Here is an 18,051-nt window from a genome sequence, read left to right as displayed (position 1 = left end):
GTCGATAATTCCAAAATACAAAAAAAGATAAAATTCAGAATAATTCAATTTATAATTTAACCTGGAAGACTTTCAATCATTTTTTCGAAGCGTTGGATTTTATGGTTCGGAATACGAGCCATTAAGGGCGGATCCCACCGACTGCGGTCGTCGCAGCCCGTCTCGCGATTTCACCTTTAAACCCGGTCGTTGCCGAGCGCGGTCATCGCCTTGCTCCTTAAAACCACAAGTCACGGACTGTCCGCCGTCGCGGGGGAGCGCATTGAAGCTGTCCAGGCCGTCGAAGTGATTGATCGGCAGGTCTGCAATCGGTTCCGGGTCGCTGAGGCGCAGGTTCACCGCTGTCCGGTAGGGCTCCGTCCTGACTTGGCTTTACGACCACGTAGTGGGTGATGCAGGCGCACGTCTGGCAAAAGTGAAAGCTGATTTCGCCGTGGTCTTTACGACGGTAGCTGCCTGTTTCTCCGCTCACCACGATTTGGCGACCGAATTTGCCGTAGGCCTAAAGAACACCGTAGCGTCGGCAAATCGTGCAGTTGCAGGCAGCGACGGATTTCGGAAGGGCGTCGAGTGACCAGTGCACCGCGCCGCAGTGGCAATTTCCTTCAAGCATCCTTTCCTCCAATCGATGTTGTCGTCGGCTGCATTCCTTCACGAGTTCTCGCGCAGACAGGAAGCCTATCGAAACCACAGGACAACGCAATGCCGAGGGGCGCCGTGTGACGACCTGCAGAATCTCGCCACTTCCCGGCGCTACCGGCTGAACTCTCCGGCCAGATGATCGATCAGGGCGCGGACCCGGCGGGTGAGATGGCGGTTGGGTGGGTAGAGGGCGTAGACGCCGAAGACGTCTGTTTCATAATCCGGGAGAACCCGTTCCAGTCTGCCGCTGTCGAGCGCCGCCTCGACTGTATACAGCGGTGCGATAGTAATGCCGAGCCCGCCTTCGGCGAGGCGGGCCAGGGCGCCGGGAGAATTTGCCTGTATTGTGGCTTTGTGGCGGACCGCATGTTCACGGCCTCCGGCGCGAAGTCGCCAGACATTGAGATCGACCTGATTGTTGTTGACGAGGCACACATGGGTGGCGAGCGCGTGAGGGGTCTGCGGACGTCCGTGGGCGTTCAGATACTCCGGCGCGGCGCACAGAACGAGCGGCATATTCACGAGCTTGCGGGCGATCAGCGTTGAATCCCTCAAGGATCCGATGCGAATGGCAAGGTCAAAACCTTCCTCGACAATCGCGACCCGGCTGTCGATCAGCGTCATGTCGAGTTCGACATCCGGGTGCCGTTTCAAAAAAGGCAGAAGTGCTGCGGGCAGACGCGTGCTGCCGAAGCCGGTCGGGGCGGTGAGGCGGATCGGTCCGGCCAGCGCCCCCTGGCGCTCGCGCACCAGAGCGTCCAGTTCGTCAAGCTGTTCCAGGATCGGACGGCAGCGCTCCAGATAGGCGGAGCCGACATCCGTCAGCGACACACTGCGGGTCGTGCGGTTGAAGAGCTGGGTCTGAAGCTCGGCCTCCAGATGCCGGACGTATTTGCTGACCAGCTTGGTCGACAGGCCGAGCCGTCTGCCGGCCGCCGTGAAGGAGCATTCCCGGGCGACGGCCATGAATGCCCGCATCGTTTCAATCCTGTCCATCGGACTGTTCTCCGCCGTGACACGCCGTTTTTTATCTCCGTATCGTACATAATTATTGAATAAATGAGGAGATTATTTCCGTTTTGATCAGTGGGCATATTGACTTCAGCGGGCTGTTCACATGAACCGGCACCGCGAACAATCAGGTTTTACGAGGAAACTGCCATGTCCAATGCCATCCGCATTCACAATTTTCCGCTCTCCGGTCACTGCCACCGGGTGGAGCTTTTTGCCAGGCTCACGGGGATCGATCACGAGCTCGTCCTTGTCGATCTCGCCGCCGGTGAACACAAGAAAGAGCCGTTCCTTACACTCAATCCCGCCGGCAAGGTGCCGGTGATCGAGGATGGCGATGTGGTCATTGCCGACAGCACCGCCATCCTGGTCTATCTGGCCCGCAAATACGCCCCGGACTGGATGCAGGCGGATGCGCTGGCGGAAGCGCAGGTTCAAAGGTTCCTGTCGCTCGCCGCCAATGAAATCGCCAACGGCCCGGCGGCTGCGCGTCTTGTGACCGTCTTCGGCGCGGAGCTGGATGCGGAGCGGGCGAAAGCGACCGCAACCTATGCCTTCGATTTGCTGGAAGGTCACCTGGAGGGCCGGGACTGGCTGGTCGGCGACCGTGCCACGATCGCGGACGTCGCGATCTACAGCTACACCGCCCATGCACCGGAAGGGAATGTCTCCCTGGAGCCCTATCCCCGGATCAGGGCATTCCTGAAGCGTGTTGAAGCTCTGCCGGGGTTCGTGGCGATGCCGGTGTCCAAGGTCGGCCTTGCGGCCTGACGATCCGACGCGGCTGCCGGATGCTCAAACGGAAGCGTCCGGCGACCGGCCAGCGTTACACCAGTAAGGCCGAAACCATGCACGAGACAGATCCGCTTGCATCCGCAACACGCTCCGCGTCACCCTTTCACGAGGGCGAACGGCGTATCCAGGAAAAGCTGGGGGAGCGCGATATCGAGACCTGGGCGCGCAAGGTCATTCGCCCGTTCCTGCCCGACCAGCACCGGCATTTCTTTGCGGCCCAGCCCTTTCTGGTTGTCGCCGCACGAGATGGTGACGGACGGCCTTGGGCAACTGTTCTGGAAGGCCCGGAGGGCTTTGTGTCTTCGGCCGATCCGGAACAGTTGCAAATCGCAGCGGCGCCCGTTTCCGGCGATGCGCTGGAAGAAGCGTTTGGCGAGGGGAGCGATATCGGTCTGCTCGGCATAGAACTGGCGACCCGGCGCCGGAACCGGGTGAACGGTACCGTGGCGGCGCGCGAAAAGGACGGTCTTCGCTTCACCGTCGGCCAGTCCTTCGGCAACTGTCCGCAATATATTCGCGAGCGGGCGGTCTGGTGGAGTTCTGTGGTGCCGGACGGAAGGGCAACGCGAGGAAGGGTTCTGACCGAGGGACAGAAGGACTGGATCGCCTCCGCCGACACGTTTTTTCTTGCTACCGGTTATCGTGGCGACGGCGTCGATGCCTCGTTCGGCATGGATGCTTCCCACCGGGGCGGCGAGCGTGGTTTCGTCGAGGTTCTGAGCGGCACGAAGATCCGCTATCCGGACTATGCAGGCAACAGATATTACAACACGCTTGGCAATATCCTGCTCGACAGGCGCGCCGGATTTCTGTTTCTCGATTTCGCGACCGGCAGCCTCCTGCAACTGACAGGTCGTGCCTCGATAGACTGGGACAGCGCGGATGTTGCCAGACTTCCGGGTGCGCGCCAGCTTGTAACACTGGAAATCGAAGAGATTGTCGAGCTGTCTTCTGTCCTGCGCCTGCGCTGGCAGGAGGACGGGGCTTCCGCCCGTTCGCTGCGGCTGGTTGAAAAGCAGCAGGAGAGCGCCGATGTCATGTCCTTCGTGTTCGAGGCGCGTGACGGTGGAGCACTGCCTGCCTTCAAGGCCGGTCAGCACCTGCCGATCGAGCTGCGCATTCCGGGCCTGAGCGGCAAGGTGCAGCGCACATATTCGCTCTCCGGCTCGCCCTTCGACAGGCGCTACCGGATTTCCGTCAAACGGGAGCCGGGCGGGCTGGCCTCGACCTATCTGCATGAAGGGCTGGAAATGGGCGCGATTGTCGACAGTAGGGTCCCGGCCGGAGATTTCGTGCTGCCGGAGGAGATCGGCCCGCTGGTGCTCGTCAGCGCCGGGATCGGCGTCACACCGATGTTGAGCATGTTGCATGCATTCACGCGCGAAGTTGGTGGCCGCCCGGTCTGGTTCGTCCACGGCGCCCGGGACGGCGACCACCACCCGTTTCGGCGTGAAGTCGCCGATCTGATCGAGGCCAGGGCGGATATCGGGATGCACCTATTCTACAGCCGGCCGCAGGCTTCGGACATTCAGGGCAGGGACTTCCACCACGCCGGACGGATCACCGGTGAATTCCTCGCGTCGATCACGGACAGGCCGGAGGCCAGCTATTTCCTGTGCGGTCCCGCGGGTTTTCTGGCGAAGGTGAAATCGGAGCTGGAGGCGGAAGGGGTGCCCGAAAGCAGGATCCGTTCCGAAAGCTTTTGATTTAGAAGCGCAGTTGGCATTGCCTCGTGCGCTCGGCTCCTCCTTGCTCAAAACATCCTTGTTTTTGCGAGCTGAACCGCGAGTAGGCTCCGGATCTCCGTTTCGCTGCGTCCGGGGTGATGCAAGGTGAGAGGAAACGCCAGCCCCTCCTGCGTCATTCCTGATCGGCGCGCAGCTTACGCTGCACTTGCCCGGAATGACTGGCGAGAGGGAGGTGCTCAGCGTCACTCTTCGGGCGGAAAGTCGACGTGGATGTGGTTGCCGTCCGGATCCCAGATGTTAAAGGCGACGGTGCCTGTGCCGGTCTGAACCGCGAGGCGGTATTTTTCGCCGCGTTGCTTCAGCCGGTCTTCGAAGTCCTGTGCGCCTGAGGCCGTGAAGGCGAAATGTTCCAGCTTGAGTTCTTTGTCCGACCCTGTCGCTTCCGGACCCTCTATCCCGACCAGGTGGACCGCAGCCGCCTCACCGGCATAGAGCCAGGCACCGGGAAAGGGAAAATCGGGACGGGGGCCGGGGTTCATGCCCAGAACGTCCGCGTACCAGGCGATCAATTCGTCGAGCCGTGTCGTGCGCAGGTTGACGTGGTCGAGTTTGCCGATCTGCATCATGCTGCCTTCCATTTGATGGAGCAGCCCATGGACGGGATCTGCTCTGCGGGGCCTTCCCCGGTTTTCGCGACCTGCTTCATTGCCTCAAAGAGATCCCGGCGCAGTTCGGGAGCCTGCCTGTTCACGCGCGTCGCATCGAGACGGCCGCGATACTGCAGGGCGAGGTCCCGGTTGAAGCCGAAGAAATCCGGTGTACAGGCCGCATCATAGGCCCGGGCGACGCTCTGGTCGGCGTCATGCATATAGGGGAACGGGAAGGCATGCTCCCGGGCAAGCTTGCGCATATTGTCGAAATTGTCGGCCGGATAGGCGACCGGATCGTTCGAGCAGATCGCCGCGACGCCGATGCCGAGCGCCTTCAGGTCGGCGGCGTCGCGGTTGATCTTGTCGAGCACCGCCAGAACATAGGGGCAGTGATTGCAGATGAACATGAGCAGCAGGCCGTTGTCGCCCTGCAGGTTACCAAGGGTGTAGGCGCCGCCGTCGGTGGCAGGCAGGGTGAAATCCGGTGCCTTCCATCCGAAGTCGCAGACAGGCGGTGTCGCGGCCATTGAGCAATCTCCCGGTCAGCACATCGAAGGGCAGGCCCGAGGCGCCTGCCGGATGTTTTTCTAGGTCTTGATTGTCAAATCTGCCCCCGCAACGCGGTTGATGCAAGCGCCGCCGGACACGATGCGGGGCATTCGGGGTAGCAATTCATATGATCTGGCCGACATCGATCCGGTTTCCGTCAGGATCGGCGAAGACGAAGGCGCGCAGTCCGTAGTCCTTGTCCTGAAGGTGCCGGATAATTCTCAATCCATGTTGCTCGCAGGCCTTCAGGGCCGCATCCGCGTCCGCGACAAGCATATGAGCCTGATTGAATGCAGGGGCCTTGTAGGTCTTTTGCAGAGACAGATGAAGCTCCGCGGCGTCCTTTTTCAGGATCATGAAGCCGACGGGATCGCCGTTCTCGAAGACTTTTTCGAGACCGAATACGGCATGATAAATCTGCAGGGAGCGGTGGATGTCGGTGACCCCGAGGGTCGCGGCGATGCGGCCGAGGCGCTGGCTGGCGGAATTGTCTGAAGGCATACCTTGTCCTTTTGAGTGTTTGGTGGCGCCATGCATCGATTCCGGTCGGTGCCGGTGGCCAATGCGTGTTCGCCGGATCAACGCGGGACCTGCCGGGTTCGGCGAGTATCGGGATGTTGATCTATGCAAAAGTGTCAGGGCGGTGCCTGCAGGTTCAATACCTCACGGACCGCGATGCTGCAATGGCGCAGATGGCCGTAACGGAAAGCCGGGCCCGTTCGGAAAAGTCCCTTCGGGAACCGGTGAGCAGCCATGCGAAAATTTCCGCTTGCATAGATCCGCAAACCGTCGCATATACGCCTCGCCCAAATTCGCACGTGCCCGTGGTCGTCCATGGAGTGTTGAAGAAACGCTTCTTAAGGGACCGCTGCCAGACAATCCGCCAAGGGGCGGGGCAGTATCATCCGGACGGCTTAAAGCAACGACGTAAGAGGGCTTTTTTGGTCTCTGCCGGGGTTTCCAACCTCCGGCGTCACTGAAGAGGCACTTGTTACATCATTGCCCGACGTGCGGCTCGGTTCTCCCGATCCAATCAACGGCATTCCCGACGCGGGAAAGCATTGTGTCTGCCCACCGGCAGCCTCCTTGCCCAACCGTCGCCGCAGTCAACCCGGCCTCCGGTTCCATCCCGGGGGAGGCCCGGTGCGTATTGCGGCACCTGCGACGAGAACCTGCAGCGCGCCCACCGGAACAGATGCGCGACTGCGGCTTGATTTGAGAAAAGGGATATCCCGATGAGCGACCGTATCCGCGACTTCCTGCGCCAGCGCCAAGACGACAGCCCGTGCGTTGTTGTCGATCTCGACATCGTCCGTGAAAATTTCGAAGCCTTTGCGAAGTCTCTGCCGGATACATCCGTTTATTACGCGGTCAAGGCAAACCCGGCACCGGAAGTTCTCTCGCTCCTGGAAAGCCTCGGCTCGTCGTTCGATTGCGCCTCCGTCGGCGAAATCGAAATGGTGCTGGCCACCGGTGCTTCGGCCGACCGCATTTCCTTCGGCAACACCATCAAGAAGGAAAAGGACATCGCGCGGGCCTACCAGCACGGCGTTCGTCTGTTCGCGGTGGACTGCGTTGAGGAAGTCGAGAAAATCGCCCGTGTCGCCTCCGGTTCCAGGGTGTTCTGCCGTGTGCTGTGCGACGGTGCCGGTGCCGAATGGCCGCTGTCGCGCAAGTTCGGCTGCGATCCTGCAATGGCACCCGACGTGCTGGAGCATGCGCATCGCCTCGGGCTGACTGCCTACGGGGTTTCCTTCCATGTCGGTTCCCAGCAGGCCAATCTGCAAGCCTGGGATTTCGCACTGTCGATGGCGGCAGGCGTCTTTCAGGAAATGGCGCTGCGCGGCATCGAACTGAAAATGGTCAACATGGGTGGGGGCTTCCCGACCCGTTATCTGAAGGATGTTCCGGGCGTGCCGAGCTACGGCGAAGCGATCTTCCACGCGCTGACCAAGCACTTCGGCAACCGTCTGCCGTCGACGATCATCGAGCCGGGCCGCGGCATGGTCGGCAACGCTGGCATGATCGAGGCAGAAGTGGTGCTGATCTCCAAAAAGTCCGCCGAAGACGAAATCCGCTGGGTTTATCTGGATATTGGCAAGTTCCACGGTCTTGCCGAAACCATGGACGAGGCGATCCGCTATCCGATCCGCACCCCGCGTGACGGCGACCGGACCGCGCCCTGTGTCCTGGCTGGGCCGACCTGCGACAGTGTCGACGTTCTTTACGAAAAGACGCCTTATGAACTGCCGGTCAGCCTGTCGATCGGCGACAAGGTGCTGATCGAGGCCTGCGGGGCTTACACCACCACCTATTCGTCGGTCGGTTTCAACGGCTTCGCGCCGCTGGCGTCTTTCGTCATCTGAGGCCGTCGCCATGATCGATATTGTGGAGGAGGCGCCGGTTCACATCGGCGCCCGCGACGCTTTGCTTGACCTAAGTTTCGGCGAGGCGCGCTTGGCCAAAACATCGGAACGCCTGCGCGAGGGCCGCCTGCCGGTCTTCGCATTCGCAGCGCTGGACAATTCAGGCAAGCTGGTCGGCACGGTGCGCCTTTGGTCCGTTGCGGACTGCAGCGGGTGCCAAAGCCTGCTGCTCGGTCCGCTGGCTGTCGACCCGGCGTACCGGGGCAACAGGGTTGGCGACCGGTTGATGCGCCATGCGCTCAACCAGGCAGCCATGCACGGCCACGGATCGGTGATCCTGGTCGGCGATCTGCGCTATTATGCCCGCTTCGGCTTTGCGGCGGGGCTGCTGGATGATGTTGCGCTTCCGGGACCGGTCGATCAGGACAGGTTCCTGGGACTCGAAATGGTTCGCGGCCATCTGGGCGGATTGAACGGTCTTTTGGCTGCTGCTGGCAATCTCGACCCGGCAGTCGCTCCCGCACCGCTTTCGAACGGCTTTTCCATTCCGAGAGCAGCCTGAGACCCTTCCAGCACCATGCAGTCCCGGCCTTGAGCCGGGATCTGTTGTAAGGCCCCGGCTCAAGACCGGAACTGCAACTGGAGGATCTGTCGGGTCTGGCACGTCGCAAATCTCAGCAAGCGCTTATCCGCGCAAGTCGATGGTTTCCGTGAAAATCACACCAAACTTGATATTCCGGTGAAAAGCGGTCAAACCTGTAGTCAGGCGCAATAAGTGCACTTTTTACCCGGGCGAATATTCCCGCCGAACCGGACCCGCGATTAAGGTGTCTGGCGGCGGAACAGGAATTGATTGGAGAGAACACCGTGACCGACGACACCAACGGCGGCGCGCCGAAACAACCGGCGAAAACGACGGCCCCGAAACCTGCCCGCAAACCAGCGCGTAAACCGGCCGCCAAGACGGCTGAAAAACCCGCGGCGACAAAACCGGCCACCTCCAGATACACGTCCGCAAAACCCGGGACGGCCGCGAAAAGCGCCACGAAACCGGCGGCTGCCAAACACCCTGGAAGAAAACCCGCAGCCAGGCCCGCCACAGCGAAAGCTCCGGCTGCAAAGCCTGCTGCAGCAAAAAACGCCGCCGCAAAACCGGCCGCGATCAAACCCGTCACGACAAAGTCGGGAGCGACCAAATCGGCGGCGAGCAAAGCTGCTACGGCTAGACCGGCGACCGTGGCTGCCGGTAAACCCGCAGCGGTAAAGCCGGCTGCTGCGAAACCTGCCGCCAAGCCCCCGACCAAACGGGCTGCCGGCAGAAAAGCCCAGCCTGCCAAAACGGCGCCTCCGCAAGCCGCAACAAAAAGGGCCCCCGCGAAAAGGACGGCTGCTCGAACCGCTACGGCGAGGAAGGCCGCAGCTTCCAAGACTGCATCCAGGGCAGCCAAGCCTGCTCCGGCAAGGCGCTCGCAGACCCATGGCACGATCAGCGGACCCGTGGTGATGATCGGGCTCGGTTCCATCGGCAAGGGCACGCTGCCGCTGATCGAGCGGCATTTCGATTTCGACAAGAGCCGTTTCACGGTGATCGACCCTGTCGACACGAACGCGAAGCTGGTGACCGACCGGGGCTACAGGTTTCAGAAAACCGCTTTGACGCCGGAGAACTACAAGGATGTGTTGACGCCGCTTCTCACCGAAGGTGAGGGGCAGGGGTTTGTCGTCAACCTGTCCGTCGACACGTCGTCGCTCGATCTGATGAAGCTCTGCCGCAAGCTCGGCGCGCTTTATATCGATACGGTGGTCGAGCCGTGGCCGGGCTTTTATTTCGACGACAAGGCGTCGGCGGCCAGCCGCACCAACTACGCGCTGCGCGAAACCGTGCGCAAGGAAAAGAAAAGGAAACCGGGCGGCACGACGGCGATGTCCTGCTGCGGCGCCAACCCGGGAATGGTGTCCTGGTTGGTCAAGCAGGCGCTGGTCGATGTCGCCACCGAAACCGGGGTGAAGTTCAAGGAGCCGAAGTCCCGCAAGGACTGGGCGAAGCTGATGAAGAAGACCGGGATCAAGGGCATCCACATTGCCGAGCGTGACACCCAGCGCGCCAGGGAGCCGAAACCGGCGGGCGAATTCTGGAACACCTGGTCGGTGGAGGGGTTTCTGTCCGAAGGGTTCCAGCCGGCCGAACTTGGCTGGGGCACCCACGAGAAATGGAAACCGGCCAACGCCCGGCAACAGAAGAAGGGCTGCAAGGCCGCGATTTATCTGGAGCAGCCGGGCGCCAATACCCGCGTCAGAACCTGGTGCCCGACACCGGGCGCCCAGTACGGTTTCCTGGTGACCCATAACGAGGCGATTTCCATCGCCGACTATTTCACGGTGAATGACGGCAAGAAGGTTTCCTACCGGCCGACCTGCCACTATGCCTATCACCCGGCCAATGTGGCGGTGCTTTCGTTGCACGAACTGTTCGGCTCAGCCGGCAAGGTGCAGGACAAGCTGCATGTTCTAGAAGAAAACGAACTCCAGGACGGCACCGACGAACTGGGCGTGCTGCTCTACGGCCACAAGAAGAACGCCTATTGGTACGGTTCCCAATTGTCGGTGGAAGAAACCCGCAAGCTCGCGCCATATCAGAACGCCACCGGCCTGCAGGTGACGTCAGCGGTCATCGCCGGCATGGTCTGGGCTCTGGAGAATCCGGAAGCCGGCATCGTGGAGACAGACGAGATGGACTACCGCCGCTGCCTGGAAATCCAGCGGCCGTACCTGGGTCCGATCAAGGGCTACTACACCGACTGGACCCCTCTGGAAAGCCGCCCTGGCTTCTACCAGGAGGACATCGACATCAGGGATCCGTGGCAGTTCCGGAACATTCTGGTGCGGTGAGGGGCGCCATTGGGCAGGGGTGGCCTTGCAACCATTCCGCATGAAAAAGCGGGAAATGAGCAAAGCACGTCATGCCCGGTCCGTATCACCGTTTCCGGAACGCAATTGTTGTTCCCGGCAGGCCGGTCCCGGTCCGCGCATGTAGTGCAGTTCCGGCCGGTAGCGGTCAGGGTTCACAGCCGTTCTCAGCGAACGGATCAGGACTCTTATTGCCGAAAACATCCTTTTGGTTTTCCCAGGTTTTCATATCAGCCGGTTCCTGCCGGCAGTCACGAAATGCATCGCTTCACTTTTCAGGGGGCCGGCTGTTTGCGATCGGCAGAGGCGCCAAAGTTCAGGCGGTTGAAGACAATTGCGAGGCCGGCAACGGCGACGGCTGAAAGGTGAATATAGGCGACGGGTGAAATCAGTGCGGCGGCGGCGGCCAGCCGGAGGGCCGCTTCCGGCAAGCTCAGGCGGCGCGCGTCGAAGCGGTTTGCCGCGGAGGTCAGCATCCAGATCATCAGGCCGCTGCGCACAATGATCAGCAGTACATCAAGCGTTCCGGCATCGCCTCCCGCCGCACTCACCAGAAGCATCTGCGGATTGAATGTGAACATGAAGGGAATGGCGAAAATGGCCACGCCGATGCGGGCAGCCGATACGCCTGTGCCGATGGCGCTCCCGCCCGAGATCGCGGCAGCGGCATAGGCGGCGATTGCAACGGGCGGCGTTATCGCGGAGGCGACGCCAAAATAGAATACGAAGAAATGCGCCGTGAGTGCGGAAAGACCAAGTGCCATGATCGCGCTGCCGCTGATGACGATGATCGTCAGATAGGCCGGAAGCGTCGGCATGCCCATACCGAGCAGGATGCAGCCGAGCGCCGCGATGACGAGGGTGAGGGTGAGGCTCTGCGAGGACAGGGCGTCGAGCTGCAAAGCCAGCATCGTCGGCAGACCGGTGGACGACAACGAAGCGACGACAATGCCGATGGCGCCGACCGCCATCATAAGCTGTGCGAAGGTCAGGCCTCCGCGTGCGAAAGCCTCCACAAGCGCGAAGGGGCGCTGGCGCACCGCCGGGTTCATGAAGCTGAGCGGGATGAGAACGGCGAGCGCGGTCAGGGCTGCTCCGGAAGGCGATGCCCCCTGGATCATCGAGATGATGACGACGGCAAGCGGAATGGCCACAAGCGCCAGATTGCGCCAGTCCTGTGCGGTGACCATCATGTCGGACTCGATCGTCTCGGCGACCTCGATCCCGAGCCTGCGGCTCTCGAAGATGACTGATGCGAACAATGCGCCATAAAAAGTGAGCGCCGGGATCAGGGCTGCGACGATGACGGTCAGGTAGCTGACGCCCACGAGATCGGCCATCACGAGTGCTGCTGCTCCCATGATCGGCGGCATGACCTGTCCACCGGTGGACGCCGCGGCTTCCACGCCGCCCGCGAAATTCGCGCTGAATCCCCGCCGTTTGATCATTGGGATGGTGATCACACCGGTTCCCACGACATTGGCGACCGCCGATCCGGAGACAGCGCCAAACAGGCTCGATGCCAGGATCGCGGCATGGGCAGGGCCGCCGCGGAAGCGGCGCATCGTATGAAACGAGACGCGGATCAGCGATCCGCCCGCACCGCATCCCTCAAGCATTGCGCCCAGGATGATGAACGGGAAAACTGTGCTGAGAACGATGTCCATGATGTTGCCGAGCACGCCGTCGTCCAGCACCATCCAGAGGTTTTCGGTCGTCGCCTGAACGAAATCACCACGGAAATCCCAAAGGAACCAAAGGAGGGCAGCTCCGGCGACCAGCGCCAGAGGAGCACCCCAGACCCGCCACGTCATGACCAGGATGACAAGGCAGCCTGCAAGCGATGTCCATGCCTGCCAAGGCTCGAAAAAGACGATGCTCTGATGCATCGCAGTGACATCGACATAAAAGCGCCAGCAGGCCCAGGCGGCCGTGGTGATCAGGAGTGTGTCGAAGAGATAGCCCAACACCTTGAACGGGCCGCGCCCCTGACGCCCGAAAGACGCAAGAACGACGCAGATCAGCACGCTCAACGCGAGCACGCCGCCCCTCATGGGTTCCGCCTCGAACGGCCCGATGCGAGGCATCGGGCCGAACGCGGGAAGTTTGTGACCGAGAGGGATCAGGGCCATGAAGAAAGCGAGTGTCAGAGCCACACGCCTGGCCAGTCGTCCGCTTGAAAGGTCCGTTCGGTCATTCGGCATTATGCAGGTCTCGACCCTTGTTCCGGGCCTCTCCGAGGGTAGGGGTTATTCGGCCGGAGGAACGATGGCGGCGGGAAACTCAATTCCCTGTTCCTCGTAATAGCGCGCGGCCCCGGGATGCAGCGGGACGTTGTTTCCGGCCAAAGGATCATCTGTGGGAAGTTGCGCCAGCACGGCGACCGATTTCTTGTAGCCTTCGACACTGTCCCAGTAGGTCTTGGTCAGGGAGTAGGCCAGGTCGTCGTCCATGCCCTTGTTGACACCGAATACCATCGCATAGGCAGGGATCGAGATGGTTTCATCGCCGTTCACCTGACCGTCATAGGTGCCCGGAGCCACCGAGCTGTTGAGTTCGCCCATCTGGTTAAGGTACTTGGCCCATTCCGCGCTGTTGCGCACCTCTTCGGACACCCCGATCAGCCGTATTTCCCGCTGCAGACCAAGCTGTTGAACTGCGGCGGCTCCAACCGGAAACGCTCCGACGAGGACATCGAACTGTCCATCCTGAAAGGCCTGTATGGCAGCGCCCCAGCCGAGCCGGATAGGGGTGTAATCCGTGTCTTCCTCAAGGCCGCCGGCCAGCCGGATCAGTCCGGTGATCTGCCGGTTGGCCGCACCGGCCGGCGGGCCGATGAAGATGCGTTTGCCTTTCATGTCATCCCAGGAGTCGATCCCGGAATCCGCCCAGACGATAGGATGGAAAACACCGCCCGCGAACGGAAACAGCGAGCGAATGTTCGCTGCGGCTTCCTTCGCGCTGTCACCGGCTTTCTGGTAAGGGCCCGCGGCGCGCTGCATGGCGTTGAAGGCCGGAGGCGGAACGACGGCCGCATCGATACGTCCGATGCCCAGGCTCATCGCAGAGCGTGTCAGGGTCTGGTCCGAGTTGATCAGCAGCGACACGCCGGACTCGGTCAGTGACTTGGCCAGAAGCTGCGGGACCAAGGTCGTAAGACCGGCCGAGTTACCGGTTTCAACCTTGAGCGACTGGGCCAGAGCACTTCCCTGGTAAACGGTGGTCGCGACAACGGCTGCGGCGCATAAAGCGAGTCTTGCAATTCCTATCATGTTTCCTCCTCCTAACAATCAGTCGGCCTTGTCGGTTCAGGCCTTGCTATGGGAACGTTGACATATGATTGCATGCAATTCAAACGCTTTTGGTTGCAATATTCGGCAAAACTTGAAAATAATGGGCGTGAAGGAGAAGTAATTGCATGCAATCCAGAGAGGTTAGCGGTACCAACAGCACGGAGGCGGTGACGGCGCGTCTGAGGGAACTGATTCTGAAGGGCGCACTTCCCCAGGGCGAGCGGGTGACCGAGTCCGGTCTGGCCTCGCTCCTTCAGGTCTCGCGGACACCCATTCGGCTTGCTCTTGCAACGCTTCAGCAGGAAGAGCTTGTGGAGGGAGCCCCGAACCGGGGGTTTCGTGTTCGCCGGTTCACGCTCGAGGATTTGCGGGAGATCATCGAGGTCCGCGCAACGCTCGAAGGCATGGCCGCACGCCTGGCGGCGGAAAAAGGCCTGTCGCAGGAGCAGGAGGACACGCTTGTTCGCTGCATTGACGAGCTGGAGGTGCTGATTGCCTCCGGTGCCTGCGATCATGCGACGTTCCAGAGGTTCTCTGAAATCAACATCGCCTTTCATGCGACAATCACCGAGATCGCCGGCAACGCAGCGCTGACCCGCTCGCTTGAGCGGACCACGAACCTGCCGTTCCGCTCCGCGCCCATGCTCTATGTCCTGCCGCGCGAGGAGGCGCTGATGGCAATGAGCGAATCCCAGCGCGACCACATACGGCTGCTCGATGCCATTCGCCAGTGCCAGGGCGCGCGCGCGGAATTCCTGATGCGCGAACACGCTCTTATCCCGCTTGCCAAGGCCGCGCTCCTGATCGAGCACATGGATGCGGCACTCACGATTCCGGCAGTCGCCGATGGAACATTCTGATCAAAGGGACAACTGATGGCTCGCAGGCCGAATTTTCTTGTTTTCGTCACGGACCAGCAGCGCGCCGACTGGTTGGGGTGTTACGGTCACCCGACCCTGCGTACACCCAATATCGATGCGCTGGCAGCGCGCGGCACCCGGTTTGAGGATTTCCACGTCGCCATGCCGGTCTGCATGCCAAACCGCGCTTCCCTGCTCACCGGCCGTTATCCGTCGATTCACGGTCTGCGGTATAACGGATGTGTTCTTTCCGAGCGGGCCAACACGTTTGTCGAAGTTCTCGCGGCCTCAGGTTACCGCACAGCGGCGATTGGCAAGAGCCACCTGCAGCCCTTTACCGGTCAGCCACCGAAAGGGCAGCTCAGTGCCGAGACCGGTCCCATCGAGGAGGCGTGGAAGCCGGATCCCGTGACCTACGAGGAGGAGGAGCCGGACACCTATTCCAGCGATCAGCCCTACGCGATACGGACACCGTATTACGGCTATCAGCATGTCGAGATGGTGACCGGTCACGGCGATCGCTGCGGCGGACACTACGGTCAGTGGTTCCGGCGCCGCCATGAGAACTGGCGGGAGCTGCACGACCCGGCGAACGAGCTGCCGCACAATTACCAGTGCCCGCAGGCCTATCGGACGCCGGTCCCCGAAGAGAGTTATCCCACGGCATGGATACGGGACCGGGCCGCGGACTGGCTGCGTGTGCAGGCGGGAGAGGAGGATCCCTTCTTTTCCTTCGTGTCGTTTCCCGATCCGCATCATCCGTTCAATCCTCCCGGACGCTACTGGTCCATGTATGAACCCGACCAGTTCGAAGTTGCGCTTCCCTATGAAGCGCATAGAAATCCGCCGCCGCCGCTTCGGCATTTGCGGGACAGGTGGGAGCGCAACGTGCCGGAAGAAATCTCCCAGGCGGCGTTCTATGCGGACGAGCAGGCTCTGCGCGAGGCGATGGCGCTGACGGCCGGCATGACGACGATGATCGACGATGCGATCGGCGATGTGCTGGCCGCACTGGAGGCCTCCGGCCGGGCCGAGGACACGATTGTCATCTTCACGTCCGACCACGGCGACTATCTGGGAGACTTCAATCTGCTGCTGAAGGGCGCGCTTCCTCTGCCCGCCATCACCCGTGTGCCTTTCATCTGGGCCGACCCGAAGGATCCGGTGCGGCGTACGTGCTCTGATCTCGCGTCAACGATCGACATCGCGGCAACCGTACTGGAGAAGGCGGGCGTCAAGCCCTATAGGGGCATGCAGGGGCAAAGCCTCATCGACAGTATTGGAGGGGGGGAAGGGCCGCGCAGCGCGCTGCTGATAGAGCATCACGACGGCGGTGCGCGCATGGGTTTCAATGAACCGGCGCGTGTGCGCTGCCTGCTCACGGATCGTTGGCGGCTGACCTTCTACAAGGATCAGGACTGGGGGGAGCTGTACGACCGGCAGGCCGATCCGCAAGAAACGTTGAACCTTTGGGACGACCCTGAGCATGCATCGGTGCGCTCGGAACTGACTGAACGCCTCGTTCACATGATGATGAGCACCATGGAGGAAAGCCCAAGGGCGACCCGGCTGGCGTGATCCGGATGTCTCCCCTCGAACCTTCTGCCGCGCCACGTTGGTCGGTTCGGCATTGCCCCTGACCCACTACAGGGCGCCGATGTCGCCGACAACGAGGAAGGCCGGCATGAAGCCGCTGCATCACACATTCGGTGCAGCGGCTTCATTGACCAATCTGAAATCCCTGTCGGTGTGCCTGAGAGAGCCGTCTTTCCGCAGCTGGTGAAACGCTCCATGGATGCGTTTCCGGTCACGCATTCTGTTTGCGTCGCGGCAGGGCGGTGAGGACCAGAAGGGCAACCGAAATCCCAATCAGCACAGCACTGCCCGGCCGTTCGAGGAAGACCATCGGGTCTCCGCGCGACAACAACATGGCGCGTCTGAGGTATTCCTCCATCATCGGTCCGAGGATGAAGCCGATGAGAAGCGGAGCGGGTTCGTAGCGATAGAGTCGCAGCACATAGCCGAGAAAGCCGAAGGCGAGCATCGTCCAGACGTCGAACAGGCTGTGATCGATGCTGTAGACGCCGATCGAAATGAGAACGACGACCGCGGGATAGAGAAAATAATGGGGGATCTGCAGCAGCCGCACCCAGATGCCGATCAGCGGAATATTGAGTATCAACAAAAACAGATTGCCGAACAGGAATGAGACAATCAGGCCCCAGAAAAGGGCAGGGTGTTCGGAAATCAGCCGCGGGCCGGGGGTGACGCCATGGATCATCAGGGCGCCGATCATCAGCGCCATGGTGGTGCTGCCGGGAATGCCGAGCGTCAGTGTCGGGATGAACGCGGTCTGGGCGGCGGCATTGTTGGCCGATTCAGGCACCACGACGCCCTCTACCGCCCCCTTCCCGAACTGCGCGCGGTTGCGGGAGACGCGTTTTTCGAGGGCATAGGCGATGGACGAGGCGACCGTCTGGCCGGTGCCGGGCAGCGTTCCGAAGAAACTGCCGATGAGGCTGCCACGCAGCGCAGGGGCAAGCGCGCGCAGCCATTCGTCCGCCTGGGGCAGAAAACGCCGCCATGAGACTTTTTCCGTGGCGTAGGACGGTGTTGCGCCGCGTGCCGAGGTCATCGCCTCGGAGACACCGAAGAGACCCATGGCGACGACCACAAGGCCGACGCCGTCGCGCAGGTCCGGAACGCCGCCGGTAAAGCGCGTGACCCCGCTGTTGACGTCAACGCCGACCGCGCCGAGAAGCACTCCGAGACAGACCATCATCACACCGCGCAAGGTGCCGGAATTGCTGACCACCGAGGCAGCCACCATTCCGAGCAGCATGACGGCGAAATAATCGGCGGGCTGCAGCAACAAGGCGAACTCCGCCAGCACGGGTGCGAGCGCTGCGATCACGAGAATGCCGAACACACCGCCGAAGAACGAGGCGAGGGCGGTCATCAGAAGCGCCACGCCGGCGCGGCCCTGCCTGGCCATGGGATAGCCGTCCAGGCAGGTGATCGACGAAGAGGGCGTTCCGGGAATGTTGAGCAGGATCGAGGCGATGGAACCGCCATATTCGGCGCCGTAGTAAACCCCGGCCAGCATGACCAGCGCGGTCTCGGGCGGCAGGTAGAACGACACCGGAAGCAGCATGGCGACCGCGGCGAGCGGGCCAAGCCCCGGCAGGACGCCGATGAAGGTTCCCAGAAAGGTCCCGAGAAAGCAGTAAAGTAGGTTCGGAAGCGTGGTGGCGGTGGCAAAGCCGAGCGCGAGATTGTCCAGCATCGGA

15 protein-coding genes and 1 pseudogene are annotated in these 18,051 nt (G+C 61.5%); 7 read left to right on the top strand and 9 right to left on the bottom strand.

Annotated elements, in window-relative coordinates:
• Window positions 1–217 precede the first annotated feature (217 nt).
• Window positions 218–613: pseudogene (locus OA90_RS29530) on the bottom strand (GFA family protein).
• Between the two features lie 140 nt (window positions 614–753).
• Window positions 754–1,638 carry a LysR family transcriptional regulator gene (locus tag OA90_RS16165; RefSeq protein WP_068413985.1) on the bottom strand — a complete coding sequence of 295 codons (885 nt, stop codon included), beginning with the start codon at window positions 1,636–1,638 and terminating at the stop codon, window positions 754–756.
• Window positions 1,639–1,803: 165 nt separating this feature from the next.
• On the opposite strand from OA90_RS16165, the gene OA90_RS16160 reads away from it, so the two are divergent.
• A complete protein-coding gene (locus tag OA90_RS16160) occupies window positions 1,804–2,424 on the top strand; it encodes a glutathione S-transferase (RefSeq protein ID WP_068413981.1) in 621 nt (206 codons plus the stop codon).
• A gap of 20 nt (window positions 2,425–2,444) precedes the next feature.
• Window positions 2,445–4,154 (top strand): pyridoxamine 5'-phosphate oxidase family protein, encoded by a 1,710-nt coding sequence (locus tag OA90_RS16155; protein ID WP_082837087.1) that lies wholly within the window; start codon window positions 2,445–2,447, stop codon window positions 4,152–4,154.
• Window positions 4,155–4,378: 224 nt separating this feature from the next.
• Here the strand turns inward: OA90_RS16155 and OA90_RS16150 are convergent, their stop codons facing one another.
• The 3 genes from OA90_RS16150 to OA90_RS16140 all read right to left on the bottom strand — a co-directional run bounded on the left by OA90_RS16150 (window position 4,379) and on the right by OA90_RS16140 (window position 5,836).
• Window positions 4,379–4,762, bottom strand: coding sequence for a VOC family protein (locus tag OA90_RS16150; protein WP_208986164.1), 384 nt, complete (start codon window positions 4,760–4,762; stop codon window positions 4,379–4,381).
• Window positions 4,759–5,313, bottom strand: coding sequence for a thioredoxin family protein (locus OA90_RS16145; RefSeq protein ID WP_068413978.1), 555 nt, complete (start codon window positions 5,311–5,313; stop codon window positions 4,759–4,761). Before OA90_RS16145 ends, OA90_RS16150 begins: the two co-directional genes overlap by 4 nt.
• A 145-nt stretch (window positions 5,314–5,458) precedes the next feature.
• Window positions 5,459–5,836: a VOC family protein gene (locus OA90_RS16140; protein ID WP_068413976.1), complete on the bottom strand. Its 378-nt coding sequence runs from the start codon at window positions 5,834–5,836 to the stop codon at window positions 5,459–5,461.
• Window positions 5,837–6,570: 734 nt separating this feature from the next.
• Here OA90_RS16140 and OA90_RS16135 point away from each other — a divergent pair.
• On the top strand, window positions 6,571–7,701 hold the full coding sequence (locus tag OA90_RS16135; RefSeq protein WP_068413974.1) for a type III PLP-dependent enzyme: 1,131 nt from the start codon (window positions 6,571–6,573) through the stop codon (window positions 7,699–7,701).
• Between the two features lie 10 nt (window positions 7,702–7,711).
• The gene (locus OA90_RS16130) at window positions 7,712–8,263 is read left to right on the top strand and encodes an N-acetyltransferase (protein ID WP_068413971.1); all 552 of its coding nucleotides are present in this window, start codon (window positions 7,712–7,714) and stop codon (window positions 8,261–8,263) included.
• A gap of 112 nt (window positions 8,264–8,375) precedes the next feature.
• Here the strand turns inward: OA90_RS16130 and OA90_RS16125 are convergent, their stop codons facing one another.
• Window positions 8,376–9,230: a hypothetical protein gene (locus OA90_RS16125; protein ID WP_156510528.1), complete on the bottom strand. Its 855-nt coding sequence runs from the start codon at window positions 9,228–9,230 to the stop codon at window positions 8,376–8,378.
• Here OA90_RS16125 and OA90_RS16120 point away from each other — a divergent pair.
• A complete protein-coding gene (locus OA90_RS16120) occupies window positions 9,205–10,590 on the top strand; it encodes a homospermidine synthase (protein WP_068413965.1) in 1,386 nt (461 codons plus the stop codon). The two genes, OA90_RS16125 and OA90_RS16120, sit on opposite strands and share 26 nt — an antisense overlap.
• 293 nt (window positions 10,591–10,883) lie before the next feature.
• Here the strand turns inward: OA90_RS16120 and OA90_RS16115 are convergent, their stop codons facing one another.
• Window positions 10,884–12,812: a TRAP transporter fused permease subunit gene (locus tag OA90_RS16115; RefSeq protein ID WP_156510527.1), complete on the bottom strand. Its 1,929-nt coding sequence runs from the start codon at window positions 12,810–12,812 to the stop codon at window positions 10,884–10,886.
• Window positions 12,813–12,857: 45 nt separating this feature from the next.
• On the bottom strand, window positions 12,858–13,880 hold the full coding sequence (locus OA90_RS16110) for a TAXI family TRAP transporter solute-binding subunit (RefSeq protein WP_068413962.1): 1,023 nt from the start codon (window positions 13,878–13,880) through the stop codon (window positions 12,858–12,860).
• Window positions 13,881–14,026: 146 nt separating this feature from the next.
• Here OA90_RS16110 and OA90_RS16105 point away from each other — a divergent pair, with 146 nt between their 5' ends.
• Together OA90_RS16105 and OA90_RS16100 are read left to right on the top strand one after the other, a co-directional pair.
• Entirely contained in the window at window positions 14,027–14,761 is a 735-nt protein-coding gene (locus OA90_RS16105) for a GntR family transcriptional regulator (protein WP_068413958.1), read from the top strand.
• A 15-nt stretch (window positions 14,762–14,776) separates the two neighbouring features.
• Complete coding sequence (locus tag OA90_RS16100) at window positions 14,777–16,339, top strand: sulfatase-like hydrolase/transferase (protein WP_068413955.1); 1,563 nt, start codon at window positions 14,777–14,779, stop codon at window positions 16,337–16,339.
• A gap of 229 nt (window positions 16,340–16,568) precedes the next feature.
• Here OA90_RS16100 and OA90_RS16095 read toward each other — a convergent pair whose 3' ends face one another.
• On the bottom strand, window positions 16,569–18,047 hold the full coding sequence (locus OA90_RS16095; protein WP_068413953.1) for a tripartite tricarboxylate transporter permease: 1,479 nt from the start codon (window positions 18,045–18,047) through the stop codon (window positions 16,569–16,571).
• Between the last annotated feature and the right edge of the window lie 4 nt (window positions 18,048–18,051).

The organism is Labrenzia sp. OB1, from assembly GCF_001624695.1.
Classification (GTDB): domain Bacteria; phylum Pseudomonadota; class Alphaproteobacteria; order Rhizobiales; family Stappiaceae; genus Roseibium.
This window is presented reverse-complemented; position numbering and strand designations above follow the sequence as displayed.